This is a genomic window from Cytobacillus luteolus, assembly GCF_017873715.1.
Lineage (GTDB): Bacteria > Bacillota > Bacilli > Bacillales > Bacillaceae_L > Bacillus_BV > Bacillus_BV luteola.
The window spans coordinates 821759-839276 of record NZ_JAGGKM010000001.1; the positions used below are offsets into that span (position 1 = coordinate 821759).

Annotated in this window: 16 protein-coding genes; 12 read left to right on the forward strand and 4 right to left on the reverse strand. The window is 36.9% G+C overall.

Going from position 1 to position 17518, the window contains the following annotated elements:
- The first annotated feature begins 65 nt into the window (after window positions 1-65).
- The 5 genes from J2Z26_RS04245 to J2Z26_RS04265 all read left to right on the forward strand — a co-directional run bounded on the left by J2Z26_RS04245 (window position 66) and on the right by J2Z26_RS04265 (window position 8063).
- Window positions 66-1511 carry a DEAD/DEAH box helicase gene (locus J2Z26_RS04245; RefSeq protein ID WP_193535157.1) on the forward strand — a complete coding sequence of 482 codons (1446 nt, stop codon included), beginning with the start codon at window positions 66-68 and terminating at the stop codon, window positions 1509-1511.
- A gap of 108 nt (window positions 1512-1619) precedes the next feature.
- Window positions 1620-2192: a glycerol-3-phosphate responsive antiterminator gene (locus J2Z26_RS04250; RefSeq protein ID WP_193535158.1), complete on the forward strand. Its 573-nt coding sequence runs from the start codon at window positions 1620-1622 to the stop codon at window positions 2190-2192.
- Window positions 2193-2470: 278 nt separating this feature from the next.
- Window positions 2471-4483 carry an alpha/beta hydrolase family protein gene (locus J2Z26_RS04255; RefSeq protein WP_193535159.1) on the forward strand — a complete coding sequence of 671 codons (2013 nt, stop codon included), beginning with the start codon at window positions 2471-2473 and terminating at the stop codon, window positions 4481-4483.
- Window positions 4484-4603: 120 nt separating this feature from the next.
- Window positions 4604-6094 carry a glycerol kinase GlpK gene (gene glpK / locus J2Z26_RS04260; RefSeq protein ID WP_193535160.1) on the forward strand — a complete coding sequence of 497 codons (1491 nt, stop codon included), beginning with the start codon at window positions 4604-4606 and terminating at the stop codon, window positions 6092-6094.
- Window positions 6095-6395: 301 nt separating this feature from the next.
- Window positions 6396-8063, forward strand: a complete 1668-nt coding sequence (locus tag J2Z26_RS04265; RefSeq protein ID WP_193535161.1) for a glycerol-3-phosphate dehydrogenase/oxidase — start codon at window positions 6396-6398, stop codon at window positions 8061-8063.
- 102 nt (window positions 8064-8165) lie between these two features.
- Here J2Z26_RS04265 and J2Z26_RS04270 read toward each other — a convergent pair whose 3' ends face one another.
- The gene (locus tag J2Z26_RS04270; protein WP_193535162.1) at window positions 8166-9029 is read right to left on the reverse strand and encodes an aminoglycoside phosphotransferase family protein; all 864 of its coding nucleotides are present in this window, start codon (window positions 9027-9029) and stop codon (window positions 8166-8168) included.
- A gap of 276 nt (window positions 9030-9305) precedes the next feature.
- Between J2Z26_RS04270 and J2Z26_RS04275 the strand changes: the two genes are divergently transcribed.
- The 4 genes from J2Z26_RS04275 (at window position 9306) to J2Z26_RS04290 (ending at window position 12914) form a co-directional block, all read left to right on the forward strand.
- The gene (locus J2Z26_RS04275; RefSeq protein ID WP_193535163.1) at window positions 9306-10007 is read left to right on the forward strand and encodes a YwaF family protein; all 702 of its coding nucleotides are present in this window, start codon (window positions 9306-9308) and stop codon (window positions 10005-10007) included.
- A gap of 208 nt (window positions 10008-10215) precedes the next feature.
- A complete protein-coding gene (locus tag J2Z26_RS04280; RefSeq protein WP_193535164.1) occupies window positions 10216-11025 on the forward strand; it encodes a GDSL-type esterase/lipase family protein in 810 nt (269 codons plus the stop codon).
- Window positions 11018-11941, forward strand: coding sequence for an ABC transporter ATP-binding protein (locus tag J2Z26_RS04285; RefSeq protein WP_193535165.1), 924 nt, complete (start codon window positions 11018-11020; stop codon window positions 11939-11941). Before J2Z26_RS04280 ends, J2Z26_RS04285 begins: the two co-directional genes overlap by 8 nt.
- Window positions 11934-12914, forward strand: a complete 981-nt coding sequence (locus J2Z26_RS04290; protein ID WP_193535166.1) for an ABC transporter permease subunit — start codon at window positions 11934-11936, stop codon at window positions 12912-12914. Before J2Z26_RS04285 ends, J2Z26_RS04290 begins: the two co-directional genes overlap by 8 nt.
- A gap of 71 nt (window positions 12915-12985) precedes the next feature.
- Here J2Z26_RS04290 and J2Z26_RS04295 read toward each other — a convergent pair whose 3' ends face one another.
- Window positions 12986-13654, reverse strand: a complete 669-nt coding sequence (locus J2Z26_RS04295) for an HAD family hydrolase (RefSeq protein ID WP_193535167.1) — start codon at window positions 13652-13654, stop codon at window positions 12986-12988.
- A 160-nt stretch (window positions 13655-13814) separates the two neighbouring features.
- On the opposite strand from J2Z26_RS04295, the gene J2Z26_RS04300 reads away from it, so the two are divergent.
- Window positions 13815-14570 carry an AAA family ATPase gene (locus J2Z26_RS04300; protein WP_193535168.1) on the forward strand — a complete coding sequence of 252 codons (756 nt, stop codon included), beginning with the start codon at window positions 13815-13817 and terminating at the stop codon, window positions 14568-14570.
- 70 nt (window positions 14571-14640) lie between these two features.
- Here J2Z26_RS04300 and J2Z26_RS04305 read toward each other — a convergent pair whose 3' ends face one another.
- Window positions 14641-14928 carry a DUF4359 domain-containing protein gene (locus J2Z26_RS04305; protein WP_193535170.1) on the reverse strand — a complete coding sequence of 96 codons (288 nt, stop codon included), beginning with the start codon at window positions 14926-14928 and terminating at the stop codon, window positions 14641-14643.
- 143 nt (window positions 14929-15071) lie between these two features.
- Between J2Z26_RS04305 and J2Z26_RS04310 the strand changes: the two genes are divergently transcribed.
- Window positions 15072-16310: a mechanosensitive ion channel family protein gene (locus J2Z26_RS04310; RefSeq protein WP_227413653.1), complete on the forward strand. Its 1239-nt coding sequence runs from the start codon at window positions 15072-15074 to the stop codon at window positions 16308-16310.
- A gap of 107 nt (window positions 16311-16417) precedes the next feature.
- Window positions 16418-17122 carry a DUF421 domain-containing protein gene (locus J2Z26_RS04315; protein ID WP_193535171.1) on the forward strand — a complete coding sequence of 235 codons (705 nt, stop codon included), beginning with the start codon at window positions 16418-16420 and terminating at the stop codon, window positions 17120-17122.
- A gap of 51 nt (window positions 17123-17173) precedes the next feature.
- Here J2Z26_RS04315 and J2Z26_RS04320 read toward each other — a convergent pair whose 3' ends face one another.
- The gene (locus J2Z26_RS04320) at window positions 17174-17488 is read right to left on the reverse strand and encodes a hypothetical protein (protein ID WP_193535172.1); all 315 of its coding nucleotides are present in this window, start codon (window positions 17486-17488) and stop codon (window positions 17174-17176) included.
- Window positions 17489-17518 lie beyond the last annotated feature (30 nt).

The following is a 17518-nucleotide window of genomic DNA, read 5'->3' on the forward strand; positions in this document are numbered from 1 at the left end:
TATGATCGTGTATCTGCGAGAATGCTATTACTAAATCAGATAATACAAAAAAATGAGGTTACTACATGAGTGAACGGAATTTTGAAGGGTACAAGTTAAGTGAAGAAATAAGAAGAGCTCTTAGTGTGTTAAAGTACGAAACGCCAACAGAAGTTCAGCAAGAAGTTATACCTAAGGCGTTATCAAATCAAGATCTTGTCGTTAAGTCTCAAACGGGAAGTGGGAAAACAGCAGCTTTTGGAATCCCTCTATGTGAAATGGTGGAATGGGAAGAGAAAAATCCACAGGCCTTAATACTAACTCCTACAAGAGAGCTTGCGGTTCAAGTTCGAGAGGATATTACGAACATTGGTAGATTTAAACGAATTAAAGCGATGGCGGTCTATGGTAAAGAACCTTTTACGAAACAAAAAGAAGAATTAAAACAAAAGACGCATGTTGTTGTCGGGACTCCTGGGCGAGTAATGGATCATATCGAAAGAGGAACACTCCTACTAGACCAAGTAAAGTATTTAATTATTGATGAAGCCGATGAAATGTTAAATATGGGGTTCATAGACGATGTGGAAACGATTATAAAGGAAATACCAACCAATCGAGTTACAATGGTGTTTTCTGCTACGTTACCAAAAGATGTTGAAAATCTATGCCACAAATATATGAAAGATCCAATCAACATTGAAATCGAATCGACTGGAGTCACGACTAATACAATCGACCATCAATTAATTGAGGCGAAAGCAGAAGATAAGCTTTCTCTACTTAAAGACGTAACAGTTATTGAAAATCCAGATAGCTGTATTATTTTTTGTAACACAAAAGAACATGTGGATAACGTGTTCACTGAGCTAGAAGAATCTAATTATGCCTGTGAGAAACTTCATGGCGGATTAGAACAAGTCGACCGCTTTGCAGTAATGGATGGGTTCAAAATGGGGAACTTCCGTTACTTAGTCGCAACAGACGTAGCAGCCAGAGGAATCGATGTTGATAATGTGACTCTGGTTATTAATTATGATGTTCCGATGGAAAAAGAGAGCTATGTCCACAGAACAGGAAGAACAGGACGTGCGGGTAATAAAGGAAAAGCAATTACGCTTGCCACTCCATATGAAGAAAAATACGTTAAAGCGATTGAACGGTATATAGGGTTTGAGATACCAAAAATGGATCCTCCTACAAAGGAAGAAGTGTCTAAAGGTAAAGCTGATTTCGAAGAGAAAATCGGTGGCAGGCGTGTGGTGAAAAATAATAAAACAGCACGAATCAATCAAGATATCATGAAGCTTCATTTTAGTGGTGGTAAGAAGAAAAAGATTCGTGCGTTGGACTTAGTTGGAACCATCTCAAACATTCCAGGTGTAACAGCGGAGGATATTGGCATTATCACCGTTCAGGATGCCATGTCTTATGTAGATATCCTTAATGGAAAAGGATCATTAGTTCTACAAGCAATGGAAAACACAACGGTTAAAGGGAAAAAGCTTAAAGTTAGCAAGGCAATTAAATAACATTTTTGAGGGGCCTGACCCCCGGCGCGTTAAAGCTTTAACGCACTGGGGGTCAGGCCCCTGTTATAATTGAATAAAATCTGTTAATCTTAGAGAAAAGTTAGATTTATGAACGTACAAGATAAATTCCTTGTTTGGGGTGATTTTTTGTTTAGTAGTGTGATACCAGCTATTCGTAATATGAAGGATTTTGAAAAAGTACTTAAGACAGATCATGAACATATCATTTTTCTAGAGACTCGTCTCTCACAAGTAGAGAGTATCGTAAAATATGCGAAGCAGCATAAGAAAAAAGTATTTATGCATGCAGATCTTATCCAAGGGTTAAAAGTGGACGAATATGGGCTTGAATATTTAATCAACAATGTGAAGGTGGATGGGATTATTTCAACAAGAGTAAACGTCATTGCCACTGCAAAAAAACAAAATATAATCGGTATTCAACGGTTATTCGCTTTAGATAGTCATGCACTTAATCACAATTTAAAAGCTTGCAAAAAAATCCAACCTGATTATATTGAGGTTTTACCTGGGGTTATTCCAGGCATTATTAAAGAAATTCACGATGAAACAGGTATTCCTGTCATTGCTGGTGGTTTAATTCGAACTAAAGAAGATGTTAAAAATTCACTGAATAGTGGTGCTTTTGCGGTAACAACTTCAAATAAGGATCTTTGGTAAAAATAGTCTTATGGTAAAATAGTCCGATAAAAGATAATTATTTGAATTGACAACGTTTTCAAAAGGCTGTATTATAACTAGTAAGTTAATAATCTGTGACGAGAACAGGAGACACATTAAATTCTTTGAATTTGTATTCAGGGGTATTTTAATGTGTCTTTTTTGTATTCTCTAAACGCCCTATTTGAACAGCAAACCGACCTGGGGGTGAATGTTTATTCTTGAGTAAGCGGTACGATGAGTGCCGGAAATTAGTAATCATTTAAGAGGGGGATATTATGAATAGGTTAAAAAAACCAGTCGTATTGTTAGTTATTTCTTTACTGTTAATCTTCATCGGTAGTTTTACAGCTTACCAGTTTAACAGTTCTAGTGGAGATGTGGATGTTTCACGAATTTATTTTGAAACACCAAGAGGTGAACTTTCTGGTCTTCTGTATAAACCAGAAGCTGCTGACGGGCAACCTAAGCCAACAATCATAGCAACACATGGATATCTTAATTCTGCTGAAATGCAAGATGCTCAGGCTATCGAAATGTCAAAAAGAGGCTATGTTGTTTTAGCTTTAGATCAGTATGATCATGGACATTCAACAAATACACAGGAAAAGCCTATACCGTTTTTCTCGTTTTGGCCTCATGCAATCTATGATGCAGTTCAATACATGTATGAACAAGATTTTGTTTTAAAAGATGCAAATGGTAATGGAGTTATTGGTGTTACAGGTCACTCAATGGGTGGATTTTCTTCTATTCATGCCGTTATGCTAGATGAAGTAGATTTCCAAGCAAGTGGAATTAGAAAAATTCATAGTTCACTAGTAGTAGGTGCCGACTATAAATGGGTTAAAACACTTGGATATACTGATGAACAAATTAACAATTCATATGGGCCAAGATATTCTGGTATGATTGCTGGCCAATATGACGAGTTTTTCTTTGATGTAGCAGCAGGTAGTAATACAGTTATAAAGAAAAACTATGTTGCTACCCCTGAGGGTCTAGGGTTTTTAGGTGGCCAAGAAACAGCTTCAGCTGAAACTGTTTATGATGTAAATGGTGGGAAAAGAATCATCTATCAACCTAATGAAACACACCCTTGGAATCACTTCTCAAAAACATCTACAGGGCACGCAATTGATTTTTACGATATGGCATTTGCGGATTACAGCAACCTTGTAACAACTGGTGAAAAAGGCCAAACATGGATGTTTAAAGAGTGGTTTTCATTCGTAGCGCTTATCGGATTCTTTATGCTATTTATTCCAGTTATTGTTCTATTATCAAAATTGCCATTCCTTAACAGCATCTATACTAAAAAACCAGCACCACTTCCAGGACCAAAAACAAATGGTGAAAAGTTAACTGGTTTATTACTAGTAGTATTCGGTGGACTGTTCCCAGCCTTATTTTTCCCGGCATTATATAGTGCTAATGCTTACGGAATGACGTTATTAAGACAAGGTAGTATGATCATTATTGCTTTATCTGCGATTGTTCTAATTTACTCATTGGTTAAAAACTTAGAGCGCAACATAAAAACAGGTTCGGTGATTATGCTAGTTTTAGGTGTAATCCAATATTTATACTTAAAAAATCAAGCTGACTTTTTTGCGACAACAGAATATTTTGGTGCACCAACTGCCAACCCAATTCTTTTCTGGGCAATCAATGTAGCGATTGTCACACTAATGATCATGGTTGGATATCACTATTCTTCTAAAAAAGCTGAAGGCGCAACAATCGAGAGTTATGGGGTAAAAACTAACATAAAGGCAATCATTGCTTCACTGTTAACAGCAGTTGTAGCTGTTGTCATTGGTTATGCGGTTCTATATCTTGTTGATGCCTTATTTAAAGTTGACTTCCGTCTTTGGACATTAGCTGTTAAGACATTTGAAGGTCAACATGTAGTTGCATTGTTAAAATACGCACCATTATTCTTAATTTACTACTTTATCGTTGGTCTATCTGTCAACATGAATACTGCTACTAAAGAGTATGATGGATTCAAAGGATATTTAATTTCTATCTTCCATTTTATAGGTGGTTTAGTTCTTTACCTAGGATATCACTATGGATCATTGTTCTTAACAGGAACATCTGGATATCCTGCAGAAGCACTTTCTTCAATTATTGTTATTGGTCTAGTTCCAGTACTACTAGTTGCTGCGATATTTAACCGATACTTCTTTAGAAAGACAGGAAACGTTTATGTAGCAGCTTTCCTTAACACACTGTTAATGACGATGATTACCTTAGCAAATACTACGCTTTATACAATACTTTAATAGGAAGCTATGGTAACAATTTAAAAAGAGCAAGGGACTCAAAAAGGTCCCGAGCTCTTTTTTATCGCCAATGTTCTGTTAAGTTCCAGACCATAGGTAGTAGAGCAAGGAGGTATAAGAATGGGAAACTACATTTTAGCACTTGATCAAGGAACAACAAGCTCACGTGCTATTCTGTTCAATAAAAATGGAGAGATTGTTGAAACAGCACAACATGAGTTTGAGCAATTCTTTCCAAAGCCAGGCTGGGTAGAGCATGAACCTAATGAAATTTGGACTTCAATTCTTGCTTGTATAGCCAATGTATTAAGAAAGTCAGATATTGGTCCAGAAGAAATAGCGGGAATTGGTATTACAAACCAACGTGAAACAACGGTCGTATGGGATAAAAACAGTGGAAAACCGATTTATAAAGCCATTGTCTGGCAGTCTCGTCAATCAGAAGTGATTTGCCGTGAGTTAAGGGAGCAAGGCTACAATGATCTTTTTAACGAAAAAACAGGATTGCTTCTTGATCCCTATTTCTCTGGTACAAAGGTTAAATGGATTCTTGATAATGTAGAAGGTGCTAGAGAGAAAGCGGAAAATGGTGACTTACTTTTCGGTACAATTGATACGTGGTTAGTTTACAAGCTATCTGGCGGTAAAGCCCATGTTACAGATTTTTCAAATGCTTCTCGAACCTTAATGTTCAATATCTATGATTTGAAATGGGACGATGAGCTACTAGAGATTTTAACGGTACCAAAGAGCATGCTTCCAGAAGTACGTCAATCCTCCGAAGTTTACGCACATACAGTGGACTATCATTTCTTTGGTCATAATGTACCTATTGCAGGTATTGCAGGTGATCAACAAGCTGCACTATTTGGCCAAGCTTGTTTTGAAAAAGGTATGGCTAAAAATACGTACGGAACTGGTTGCTTTATGTTAATGAATACTGGTGAAGAGGGCGTTAAATCTAACCATGGCCTCCTAACCACGCTTGCCTGGGGTGTTGATGGAAAAGTCGAATACGCGTTAGAAGGAAGTATTTTTGTAGCTGGTTCTGCTATTCAATGGTTACGTGATGGTATGCGTATGATCGATGACGTAGCAAAAAGTGAAAGCTATGCAGCGAAAGTGGATTCGACAGAGGGCGTGTATGTAGTTCCAGCATTTGTTGGTCTTGGAACACCGTATTGGGACAGTGATGCCAGGGGTGCTGTATTTGGGCTAACTCGAGGGACTACTAAAGAGCACTTTATCCGTGCAACACTTGAATCTCTAGCTTATCAAACAAGAGATGTATTAGACGCAATGACTGCAGATTCTAAAATTAAATTAAAGTCACTTCGTGTTGATGGTGGAGCGGTAAAAAATGATTTTCTAATGCAATTTCAAAGTGATATTTTAGGAGTTCCTGTTGATCGACCTGTTGTTAATGAAACGACAGCATTAGGTGTGGCTTATCTTGCTGGGTTAGCGATTGGCTTTTGGGCCAATAAAGAAGAAATTGCGAAACAATGGAAAAAAGAACATACATTCACAAAAGAACTAGCCGAAGAAAGACGTGAAGAGCTATACCGTGGCTGGAAGAAAGCCGTCACTGCCACACGTGAATATAGATAAAAAGTCAAAGCTAGAACCCACCCTTCAACAAGTTAAAAAACTTTAAATTCTATTAGTATCGTGATATACTAAAATCAAGTTAATATTGTGGATGGAGAATTCGAGAGACCACATCACTCTATTTTTTTCGAAAATACGAAAAAAATAGGGCTGATTTGTGGTCTCTTTTTGTGTTTCTCTGATGGTGATTTAGAGGTAAAGATAAACAACTTTGCATCTTTGAGGAGTGCTTTTTAAGCCTCTTGATGCTAAGTAGATTCATAAACTTACAAATTTACTTATCTTGAAGGGATCGATTGTTATGCAATTTACTAACTTAATAAGATCGGACATTAAAGAAAACATTCAAAAAGATACCTTGGACATCCTTGTTATAGGGGGAGGCATTACAGGTGCAGGTATTGCTTTAGATGCCATTACAAGAGGATTGAAAGTGGCTGTGGTTGAAATGCAGGATTTTGCTGCCGGTACATCTAGTAGATCTACGAAGCTTGTACATGGCGGTTTACGTTATTTAAAACAATTTGAATTTGGAGTTGTAGCTGAAGTCGGTAAAGAACGTGCAATTGTCTATGAAAATGGACCACATGTTACGACACCTGAGTGGATGATGCTACCCTTTTACAAAGGTGGAACTTTTGGTCCTCTCACAACCAATATTGGGTTAAAGGTATATGACTTCCTAGCTGGAGTAAAAAAGAGCGAAAGAAGAAAAATGTTTAAACCTGAAGTAGCGGTTAAACGTGAACCCTTATTAAAACGTGAGGGAATGAAAGGTGCAGGTTATTATGTAGAATATAAAACTGATGATGCTCGCTTAACCCTTGAGGTATTGAAAAAAGCTGTAGAGAAAGGTGCATATGCACTCAACTATATGAAAGTGATTGAATTAGTGTATGAGAACGGCAACGTGGTAGGAGTAAAAGCAGAAGATGTAACGGATGGCTCCGTACAGGAAATAAGAGCCAAGAAAATTGTGAATGCTGCTGGTCCATGGGTTGATTCACTTAGGGAAATTGACAATTCTAAAAAAGGTAAAACTTTAAGATTAACGAAAGGGATTCATCTAGTATTTGATGAGAAGAGATTTCCATTAAAACAGGCTATTTATTTTGATACGCCTGATAACCGTATGGTGTTCGCCATTCCTAGGGATGGTAAAACGTACGTAGGTACGACGGATACGGTTTATAAAGGTGATATTGCAAATCCTAAAATGACCATAGAGGATCGTGACTACGTTTTAAACGCAATCGACTTTATGTTCCCAGAGGTTCAGATAAGTGCTGAGGATGTAGAGTCTAGCTGGGCAGGATTAAGACCTTTGATTCATGAAGAAGGGAAGGCACCATCTGAAATTTCCCGTAAAGATGAACTATTTGTTTCTGATTCAGGATTTATTTCCATTGCTGGTGGTAAATTAACAGGATATCGAAAAATGGCTGAAGCAATTGTTAATTTAGTAGCTAAGCAACTTCATGAAGAAGAAGGTAAAAGTTTTCCAAGGTCACAAACGAAATATTTGCCTATTTCTGGTGGGGATGTAGGTGGTTCAGAAGGGTTTAAAATCTTTGTGATTAATAAAAGAAAAGCTGCAAAGGAAATGGGCTTATCGGATCAAACGGCTAATAAACTTATCTATCGTTATGGGTCTAATGTAGATATTATCTTTAACCTCTATAAGAATGATAAAGATAAGGCAAAAGCGGCTAACCTTGACCCTGTCGTTTACGCTAGCTTAAGATACGCGATTGATCATGAGTGTGCTTATAAACCAATTGACTTTTTCAATAGACGTACAGGAGCTATCTTCTTTGAGATTGATTGGGTTCGTGAGCATAAAGATTCTGTTACCCAGTTTATGAAGAAGGAATTTAACTGGACAGATGAGCAGGAAGATGAGTATAAAAATGAACTTGACCAGCTTATTTATGAAGCAACTCATCCAATTGAACAAGAAGAAAATTAGTAGAAATACGGGGCCTGACCCCCAGTGCGTTAAAGCTTTAACGCGCCGGGGGTCAGGCCCCTGTTTCTTACTCAATCGCAATGGAACTGTATCAGCCAAAATTTAAAGCAACCATTCCTTCAATCTCGTCAAATTTTCTTCTAGAAATAGCGCATTTTTTTCAATTCCTCGTCGTTTACACCATCCAATACTATTGAAGGCATCGGTAAATCTGTAAAAAGGTAATACCTTTTCTAGGTCAATTAATGGCCTGATACTTTTATAGCCTTCTTGATATGCATTATACAAGCTAACATCAAAACTTAAAAAATCGCGATATAGTTTAGTAAAATCGATTTCTGTTGAACCAAATCTTACGCTCTCAAAATCTATCATTCCTGAAACTTTATTATTATTAACAATTATATTTGCTGGACGAAAATCCATATGTACAAAACTCGGTCCATCTGGAGACGGGAGCTGTTGTTTCATCTCTTCATATTTTTCAATGGCTTTATTGTATAATTGTTCATCCAAAATGTCCCTTACATCTTCAGCAAAACTATAAAATTGTTGTTCAACAAAAGTAGACCAGTTCGGAAATTCATTTTTAATACCTGTTAACACTTGTCCTGCAGCAGGACGAATTGAATGCATTTTAGCTTGAAGAACTCCAACTTGGTACGCTACTGCTGGGGTATCCTTAGATGTTAACGGTGTTCCTTTTAATTCAGATAATAAAAAAGCACCAGGACACTCCTCATCACCAGACCAAAAGTCCAACAACGTAGGAATAGAAACACTTCCTTTTAAAATTTCATAGGCTTCTAACTCTCGTTTAAACTTCAATTTTGTAAAAGGAATTTTCAAATAAACAGTTTCACCATTAACCAAAGTGCATTTATAAACGGTTGAACTATGGGAGTCATCAACCTCATTTACGGAAAGTACCTGCAACCCAAATTGTTGACTAACATGATTTAACATCAAATTTCCCCTCCTTTAACAATAGTCCTTTAAATACTCTTTTTTACATAATATCTACATTACAACATTTCTTAAATGTAGAGTAGTACTTTCATGAAGTAAAACAGAAACGCTATGATAAATGAAAAATGCAGTTTATTTCGATTTTAAGTGGTGATTCATATAGCTTCATCTAAAAAAGGAGCTGTAATATTTTTAAGTACAGACTTAATTACCATAAATACCGAATACAGTAGCTATAAGCACCATATTTCAAAGTGAATAGGAGTGACACTCATGTTCTCGGTAACAGAAATGCGTACATTTGAGTTGTTTTCTGTTCCGCATATCGTCTTTCTACTATTCTTTGTTGGTATCTGTTTTGTCTTGGTCTATTGCAGAGGTCAACTAAAGCCTCACCAGTCCATTATCAAGTGGACGATATTTACCATATTGGTCATTAGTGAAATATCACAACAACTTTGGCTAGTCATGACAAACCAATGGGAGATAGGCAATCTGCCTTTACACCTATGTTCGATAAGCACATTTATGGCCATATTCTTATTCTTGAAGCCTAGTAAAAAAGTATTCTATTTCCTGTTCTTTACTGGGATGCTTCCACCCATCTTAAGTATGGTTACACCTGAATTGGTTCATCAATTTCCTCATTTTCGTTTCCTAAAATACTTCTTGCATCACGCTGCAATTACTTGGGCTGTTTTCTATTTCATCGTTTATGAGGGATATCGTCTCCCGAAAAAAGCCATATGGACCGGCCTCATCCTGCTCAATAGTATCGCCATCCCAATTTTCATTATTAATCATCTTCTCGAAACCAACTTCTTTTATTTAGCAAACCCTACCGAATCCCAAACAATCCTGTCCTTTTTCGGAACAGGTATTATGTATTATATTAATCTCGAAATTGCAGCACTCATTGTATTTTTCATTACGTACCTACCAATGGGGATAGTAATGAAGCGAGAGCGGGGATAAGAATAAATTATGTCTTTTGGGGCCTGACCCCCAGTGCGTTAAAGCTTTAACGCGCCGGGGGTCAGGCCCCTGTCACGTACTGGATATTAAAAATAGCTACAATGGAAACAATGTTTAGAAAAAATACCTTTAAAATTTTAAAGATAGAATAGATTCTGTTAATCTTAGAGGAAAGATAGTTAGAACGTTTTTTAGAAAGGTAGAGAAAATGAAAACAAATACGGTGAAAGTTATAACCTTCATATCAGTGGTCGCAAGTATTGTACTAATTATTGGTTTATTTTGGACAATCAAAGACCAGCTCTTTTATTCAGCAGAAACATCAGATAAGCCAATTGAAGAATCTCCGCTAGAAACAATTGATAAGCAAGACACATTAAACATCGTTGCCGTTGGTGATTCCTTAACACGTGGAACAGGTGATTCTTCGGGTAAAGGCTATATCGGGTATTTGGTTGATCAGCTAAGGGAGAAGTCAGATCAAGAAGTTCAACTAACAAACTTAGCGATTCGAGGATACACATCTGAGCAACTAGTAGGGTTAATTGAGCAGTCTGAAATTCAAAGGCAGATCAGGCAGGCAGATATTCTGATCATGACCATCGGTGGAAATGATTTATTTCAACGAGGAGAGGCACTTATAGACTTTAATAAGGAACAAAACAACGTAACTAAATCAGCTTATTTAAAAAATCTTGAGTCCACTTTTACATCAATCAGGAACTTGAATTCAGAGGCTATTGTATTTCATGTTGGGTTATATAACCCTTTTCAAAATCTAGAAAATGCAGACGTAACATCTGAAGTTGTTCGAGAGTGGAATTACGATTCTGCAGAGGTGGCTGCAAAATTTTATAAAATAATACAAGTTCCGACCTATGATTTGTTTCAATTAAACGTAGAAGCCTATCTATTTAATGATAAATTTCATCCAAATGAAAAGGGATATAAATTAATTGCTGAACGTGTGGCCTCACTTACCGTTTTCAGTGAGGAAGGAGAAACAGAAAATGAGTAGTGATGGTAGAGTGAAAACACTTGTCGTTGATGATCTTCGAAAAAAGATAGGCAAAAAGGAAATTATTAAGGGACTATCATTCGATCTAAATGAAGGTGAAGTGTTTGGTTTTTTAGGCCCGAACGGCTCTGGAAAAACAACAACAATTCGAATGCTTGTAGGTTTAATTAAACCAACTTCAGGAACGATATCAATCTGTGGGTATAATTTGCAACGTCAGTTTCAGAGTGCAATTAGCAATATAGGTTGTATAGTTGAAAATCCAGAGTTGTATCCTTACTTAAGTGGGTATGAAAATTTACAGCACTTTGTTCGCATGGTACCTGAAATTCCAAAAGAGCGTATTGCTGAAGTAGTCGAACTGGTAGGTCTACAAAATCGAATTCATGATCGGGTTAGTACGTATTCATTAGGTATGAGGCAACGACTTGGAATTGCTCAAGCCTTATTAGGAAAACCCAAAGTTCTTATTTTAGATGAACCAACAAATGGACTTGATCCTGTGGGTATAAGGGAAATGCGAGAGTTTATTGACTTTTTAGCTAAAAAGGAAGGTCTTAGCATCCTGGTATCCTCTCATCTTCTTAGTGAGATTCAATTAATGTGTGATAGGGTCGCGATCATATCAAAAGGTGAAATAATAAGAATAGATTCCGTTCACAGTCTACTTTCCAATAAAGAGAGACTACTATGGAAAGTGAGTCCAATTGATCAGGCTAAGGCACTGTTATCAGAAGAAACGACAGTTGTTAGTGAGGAAGACGGGTTATTAGTCACTTTTTATGATGAAGAAAAGGTGTCAGGATGGAACCAAAAATTAGTTCAAGCGGGTGTAAAGGTAAGTGAAATTCAAACAAAGTTTCCGACTCTTGAAGATTTATTTATCGAGCTAACAGGAGGGGAAACCATTGATTAATTTAGTACATAACGAAATGATTAAAATAACAAGAAAAAAACGATTGTTTATTGTTCTTGCGATTGTAGCTGTACTTGTATCTCTTTTTACCTATGCACAAATGAAAGAAGTTAAATCCCTGCAAGAACGATTAGGTACGACGGATTGGCGAACACAGCTTCAACAGGAAATCATTAATACGCAAAACCGATTAAGTTCGAGCAGTATTTCAGATGAATGGCGAAAATTTATAAAGATACGTTTAAGTCAGCAGCAGTATTATTTGGATCATGATATCAATCCTACTGCACCTGGTGCACCTTCTTTTATGCGGATGTTTATTGAAAACTCAATAGACCTGTTTCTCCCATTAATGGTCATGGTCATTGCCGCAGACCTTGTTTCTTCAGAAGGGAGTGGGGGAACGATAAAACTACTGCTAACACGACCCGTAAAGAGATGGAAAATACTTATGAGCAAGTATATTAGTATGATGCTATCTGTGTCGTTTATAGTGCTTGGTGTTGGTATACTATCTTATCTTATCTCTGGGATTATCCTCGGTTACGGTGGCTGGACTATGCCTGTCTTAACAGGATTCTCCGTTGTGGGAGAAGAACTAATTACGGACAATGTGCATCTAATTCCACAATGGCAATACCTGCTAATGCAGTTTGGACTAGCCTGGTTTGTGTGTATGGTTGTAGGAACATTAACCTTTATGCTTTCAGTGTTAATTAGAAGTACAGCAGCTGTCATGGGGATCATGCTTGCTGCCCTAATATCAGGAGCAATATTATCAAATATGGTATCTTCATGGGTGTCGGCAAAATACTTCTTTATGGTCAATCTTCGTCTAACAGACTATGTCCGAGGAATGGCACCACCAATCGAAGGAATGAACTTAGGATTCTCGATGAGTGTTCTTTTGGTCTGGGCGTTAGTTGCGTTGATCGTATCATTTGCCACTTTTACAAAAAGAGACGTGTATTAAATGATTTTGGGCCTGACCCCCAGTGCGTTAAAGCTTTAACGCGCCGGGGGTCAGGCCCCTGTTGTCACAATTTAAGATGCGAAGATGGTCCATTTGTTTTGTTGGGCGATTTTTTTCATGTCGTCTTTTGGATTGACGACAACTGGGTTGGTGACAAAGTTTAATAGTGGAATATCACTTTCGCTATCAGCATATGCCCAGATTTCTTGCGATGGTTGATCCATCATTGATCTTGCTTCTAACCATTCTTGTAATTTGTTTACTTTTTCATCGCCATTAATAATTTGACCAATTTCTCCAGTACAGAGGTTTCTTTGGTCGAATAATAATTCGGTACTAATAATATGTACATCTAGTTGAAGCTCTTTGGCAAATGCTCTTAAGAATGGTTGGAGTGCACCAGATAATAAGATGACCGTATCTCCATTTTGTTGATGTTTCTGAATTTGGAGTACGAGAGACTGGTGAACCTCCGCTTTGCCAACATCGACAAGTTCTTGAAAGAAGACGTCTAATTCACTCGTTGTTTTCCCCTGAAATGTCTTTGCAAATGCTTTGAAAAACTGATGACGAAACGCATTTTTTCCATTGGCTAGCCCCACAGCACCCGCTTTTACCAATCCTGAAAAGAGGATACTCCATTGTTTCATTGTAAATTGCTTTTTCCCCACTTGAAACATCACTTTGAATGAGTTTCCTTGATATAGGGTCCCGTCAAAGTCTACTGTCACAATTGCCATAAACTATCACCTCATTTTCTAGCCATTATAAAGTAGAAACGAAAAATTGTAAATTATTAGAAGTTGATAGCCTCTGTTTTGGTTAATTAGTCACTCTTTTTTATGGAGATCTATGATATTGTAACTATAATAAAACTCGTTGATAAAGGAGGATGTTGACATGAAATTAGATAGAGATTCTCAATATATTAGAGCAATCGGATTGAAAAGGGACCAAATACCTTCCTTTAATCAATTTCCTTTTAAACTCCCAGTGATCGAACATTTTGAAGATATTCAGCTTCATCCAAATGTGACCTACATCATTGGCGAAAATGGAATGGGGAAATCAACTTTGCTTGAGGCAATCGCCATTGCATTAGGGTTTAACCCAGAGGGAGGATCATTAAACTTTCGATTTTCAAGCTATGATTCACACTCAGACTTAGACCAATACCTCCGCGTCATAAAAGGAGTTGATAGAGCACAAGACAGTTTTTTCTTTAGAGCCGAAACATTTTACAATGTGGCCACAAATATTGAGGACATGGATAAAGAACCATTCGGTGGAGGGAAAGTGATTTATTCTTTCGGTGGAAAATCACTTCATGAACAATCTCATGGTGAATCCTTTTTTGCTGCCTTTACGGAACGATTCCGGGGAAATGGGCTGTACATCTTAGATGAGCCTGAAGCAGCACTATCGCCTTTAAGGCAGCTATCGTTATTAGCAAGGATTAATGAATTAATAAACCAAGGCTCACAGTTTATTATCTCAACTCACTCACCCATTATCATGGCCTATCCTGATGCAAAGATTATCCAACTATCACAAGAAGGAATGTCTGAATTACAATTGGAAGAAACCGATCATTACTCCATCATGAAGCAATTCTTTGACAACCGTGATAGACTGCTACGCCATCTATTCGAATAAAAAAGTGGGGCCTGACCCCCAGTGCGTTAAAGCTTTAACGCACCGGGGGTCAGGCCCCGGTTGTCACAATTTATTTTGTTGTGATGAATTGGTTTAGAAAACCGATTGTTGTGATATTTTCTTCTTTATGAGGCATGGCTGTTTTGTAGACAGAAAATAGTACAAAGTTTGTTGTTTCTGTTGCGGAATGAATGACTGGTTTGGCTAGGTGATCTGCGCCTAAACGTAGGAGAATCCCTTTATCTTCTGTAATTTGTTGTGTTGCCCAATTCACATATTCCTCTTGTTTTGGATTCGTAATAACTAGAATAATGACTAATGCGAGTATTACACCTATCATAATATAACTCTTCTTCAACTTTTCTCACTCCTTTCTTACATGCATTATTATCAAGTTTTTAACACTTTATAAGTTGAAATAAATAAGAATGTACAAAATGGCGTATAATAAGTAGTTTTTAACAATAAGTAACTAAAGACTGAAGTTAAAAGGTTGTTATAATGACCTCTCCTCAAATAAAGCCAACAATTGCCCTAGTTATGCTAGCATGGTCTGGATCACATCATTTAACCCTAAAGGAAGAATTGTTTATAATTAAGAAAAACAACAGAAGGGAGAGTTACATGCTTTTTAATATAACTACTAGTAAATTAACGAAAGAATTTAATGAGACCATTCAGCAAATTGAGTGGATGGACATCCTTATGTTCATTTTATATGTTGGGGTTATTTTAATTATTCGTTCGTTCATTTTGTTTCTCACAAAAAAGATGAAGAATAGTAATCGAAAAGTCTTCATTCATATGGACTCACTCATACGAAATATACTAAATTGGCTTACTACCTATGGGATCTTACTTTTTATGCTGTTTTATTTTTCAGAATCGGACTGGATGTTTGAAGAGTTTGTTTCAATTGGAAGAGTACAGGTTACTGTCTTTTTAACGATTATTGCCATTTTGATTATTTCGCTTGCAAATCGTACTTCAAAGGTAATTACGAAGTACGTGTTACCTAGTATCTATGAGCGTTATTCATTAGACCGTGGTATTCAATTTACATTTGACCGAATTTTTCACTACAGTATCATGGTTATCGCATTTGTCGTCAGTTTAACGACTGTAGGAATTGATTTAAGTGCTTTAACGGTTTTTGCCGGAATAGTAGGAGTAGGGATTGGATTTGGGCTGCAAAATATTGCTTCAAACTTTATCTCGGGGATTATTTTGTTATTTGAACGGCCCATCAAAGTAGGAGATCGTGTCATTGTAAATGACGTGATTGGAGATGTAGAAAAGATTAACATGAGAGCGACGATCATAAAAACGCTTGATAATGAACATATGATTGTCCCAAACTCATACTTTCTAGAAGAACAAGTTGTCAACCGATCACATAGCGATCCTAAATTACGTCTGGTTATTCCTATTGGAGTTGCTTATGGAACTGATGTAGAAAAGGTCAGGGATCTTCTATTACAAGTTGCGAGTGAAGAACAAGCTAGTTCAGAGATGGTGCTACTAGACCCAGAACCGTTTGTCAATTTCGTAGGATTTGGAAGTTCCTCATTGGATTTTGAACTGTTTGTTTGGATTGCGAATCCAAATCACGTGATTCATACCAAAAGTAATATCAATTTTCGAATCAACAAAATATTAGCAGACCATCAAATTGAAATACCATTTCCACAACGCGACTTACACATTCGAAGCATTGACTCCAAAATAATAGAAAAATAGAAAAAGGGGCCTGGAAAAAGGGCCCCTTTAATTGAAGCACAAAGGAATTAGGAGAATAATGCTAGGAAATACTATCAAAAATACTATTTAGAGGAAGGTGATAACAAATGACAATTTTAGAAATGGTTATTCGAACGACCATCGGGTTCATAACGCTGTACATTTTGTGTCGTGTTTTAAACAAAAAGCTAATTGCACAAATGACTTTTTTTGACTTTGTAGCAGGGATTACGATTGGATCTGTTGTAGCTAGTTCTATGTTAATGAAAGATATTCCTATCTACATCGGAATGACTGGATTAATTTTGTTCTGTTTATATACGTTTCTAAGTAGTATTGTGGCTATAAAAAGTTTAGTAGGTAGAAAAATTTTAGAGGATGAGCCTACATTTCTGATTAAAAATGGGCAGGTTTATGAAGAGGGACTAAAGAAAGCAAGGCTGACTATGGATAGTTTATTAACAGGACTACGTAAAAAGGGGTTCTTTTATATTGACCAAGTTGAAACGGCTTACCTTGAGACAGACGGAACGATTAGTGCTATGGCCAAACCACCATACATGAACGTCACACAAAAGGATATACATAACATCCAAATGAGTAGAGGGATTTCCCAAGCTTTTATCATTGATGGCCAGGTTCTAACACATAGTTTGAATATGCTCGGAAAAGACATGAATTGGGTAGACCAAATACTAACTAAAAATAACATTGCAACGATTAAGGATGTCTTTTACGCCCAAATGGATGGAGTAGGAAATGTTTATATAGATAAGCGTAATGATAACATTGGCATGCCAACTAAATCCTGAATTTATACTTTAGCTCAAATTGTAAAAAACCTATCCAGAATAGATAGGTTTTTACAATGGGCCAATGTCTAAGATACTGTTATTACGGTTACGTATATCCTCGATATTATTATGATCAGGACGATTTCCTTTGTCTAGGCGGTCATGATAATAATTTCTTTCTTCATTTAGTAACTCGCGATCTCTGTGCAAAATTTCATTTTGATTGTAGCTTCTAGTATCCATTTCATTTTCATGACTTCCTTGGTTTAGGATTCTTGCATTGTCCTCATTTTGTGTATCCACATTATTGTTGGTGCCAGCGCATCCTGTAAGTCCAACGACTAGTAATGTAGAAGCAGTAAGGGTGAAAAATGTTCTTTTCATGTGGTTACCTCCCAGTTTAAATAGCTAGTG

Excerpts from the sequence above, each read along its gene's own strand:
- J2Z26_RS04250 (WP_193535158.1), top strand. The coding sequence starts at position 1,620 with ATGAACGTACAAGATAAATTCCTTGTTTGGGGTGATTTTTTGTTTAGT.
- J2Z26_RS04315 (WP_193535171.1), top strand. The coding sequence starts at position 16,418 with ATGACAATTTTAGAAATGGTTATTCGAACGACCATCGGGTTCATAACG.
- glpK (WP_193535160.1), top strand. The coding sequence starts at position 4,604 with ATGGGAAACTACATTTTAGCACTTGATCAAGGAACAACAAGCTCACGT.
- J2Z26_RS04310 (WP_227413653.1), top strand. The coding sequence starts at position 15,072 with ATGACCTCTCCTCAAATAAAGCCAACAATTGCCCTAGTTATGCTAGCA.
- J2Z26_RS04255 (WP_193535159.1), top strand. The coding sequence starts at position 2,471 with ATGAATAGGTTAAAAAAACCAGTCGTATTGTTAGTTATTTCTTTACTG.
- J2Z26_RS04280 (WP_193535164.1), top strand. The coding sequence starts at position 10,216 with ATGAAAACAAATACGGTGAAAGTTATAACCTTCATATCAGTGGTCGCA.
- J2Z26_RS04295 (WP_193535167.1), bottom strand. The coding sequence starts at position 13,654 with ATGGCAATTGTGACAGTAGACTTTGACGGGACCCTATATCAAGGAAAC.
- J2Z26_RS04245 (WP_193535157.1), top strand. The coding sequence starts at position 66 with ATGAGTGAACGGAATTTTGAAGGGTACAAGTTAAGTGAAGAAATAAGA.
- J2Z26_RS04275 (WP_193535163.1), top strand. The coding sequence starts at position 9,306 with ATGTTCTCGGTAACAGAAATGCGTACATTTGAGTTGTTTTCTGTTCCG.
- J2Z26_RS04270 (WP_193535162.1), bottom strand. The coding sequence starts at position 9,029 with ATGTTAAATCATGTTAGTCAACAATTTGGGTTGCAGGTACTTTCCGTA.
- J2Z26_RS04265 (WP_193535161.1), top strand. The coding sequence starts at position 6,396 with ATGCAATTTACTAACTTAATAAGATCGGACATTAAAGAAAACATTCAA.
- J2Z26_RS04300 (WP_193535168.1), top strand. The coding sequence starts at position 13,815 with ATGAAATTAGATAGAGATTCTCAATATATTAGAGCAATCGGATTGAAA.
- J2Z26_RS04320 (WP_193535172.1), bottom strand. The coding sequence starts at position 17,488 with ATGAAAAGAACATTTTTCACCCTTACTGCTTCTACATTACTAGTCGTT.
- J2Z26_RS04285 (WP_193535165.1), top strand. The coding sequence starts at position 11,018 with ATGAGTAGTGATGGTAGAGTGAAAACACTTGTCGTTGATGATCTTCGA.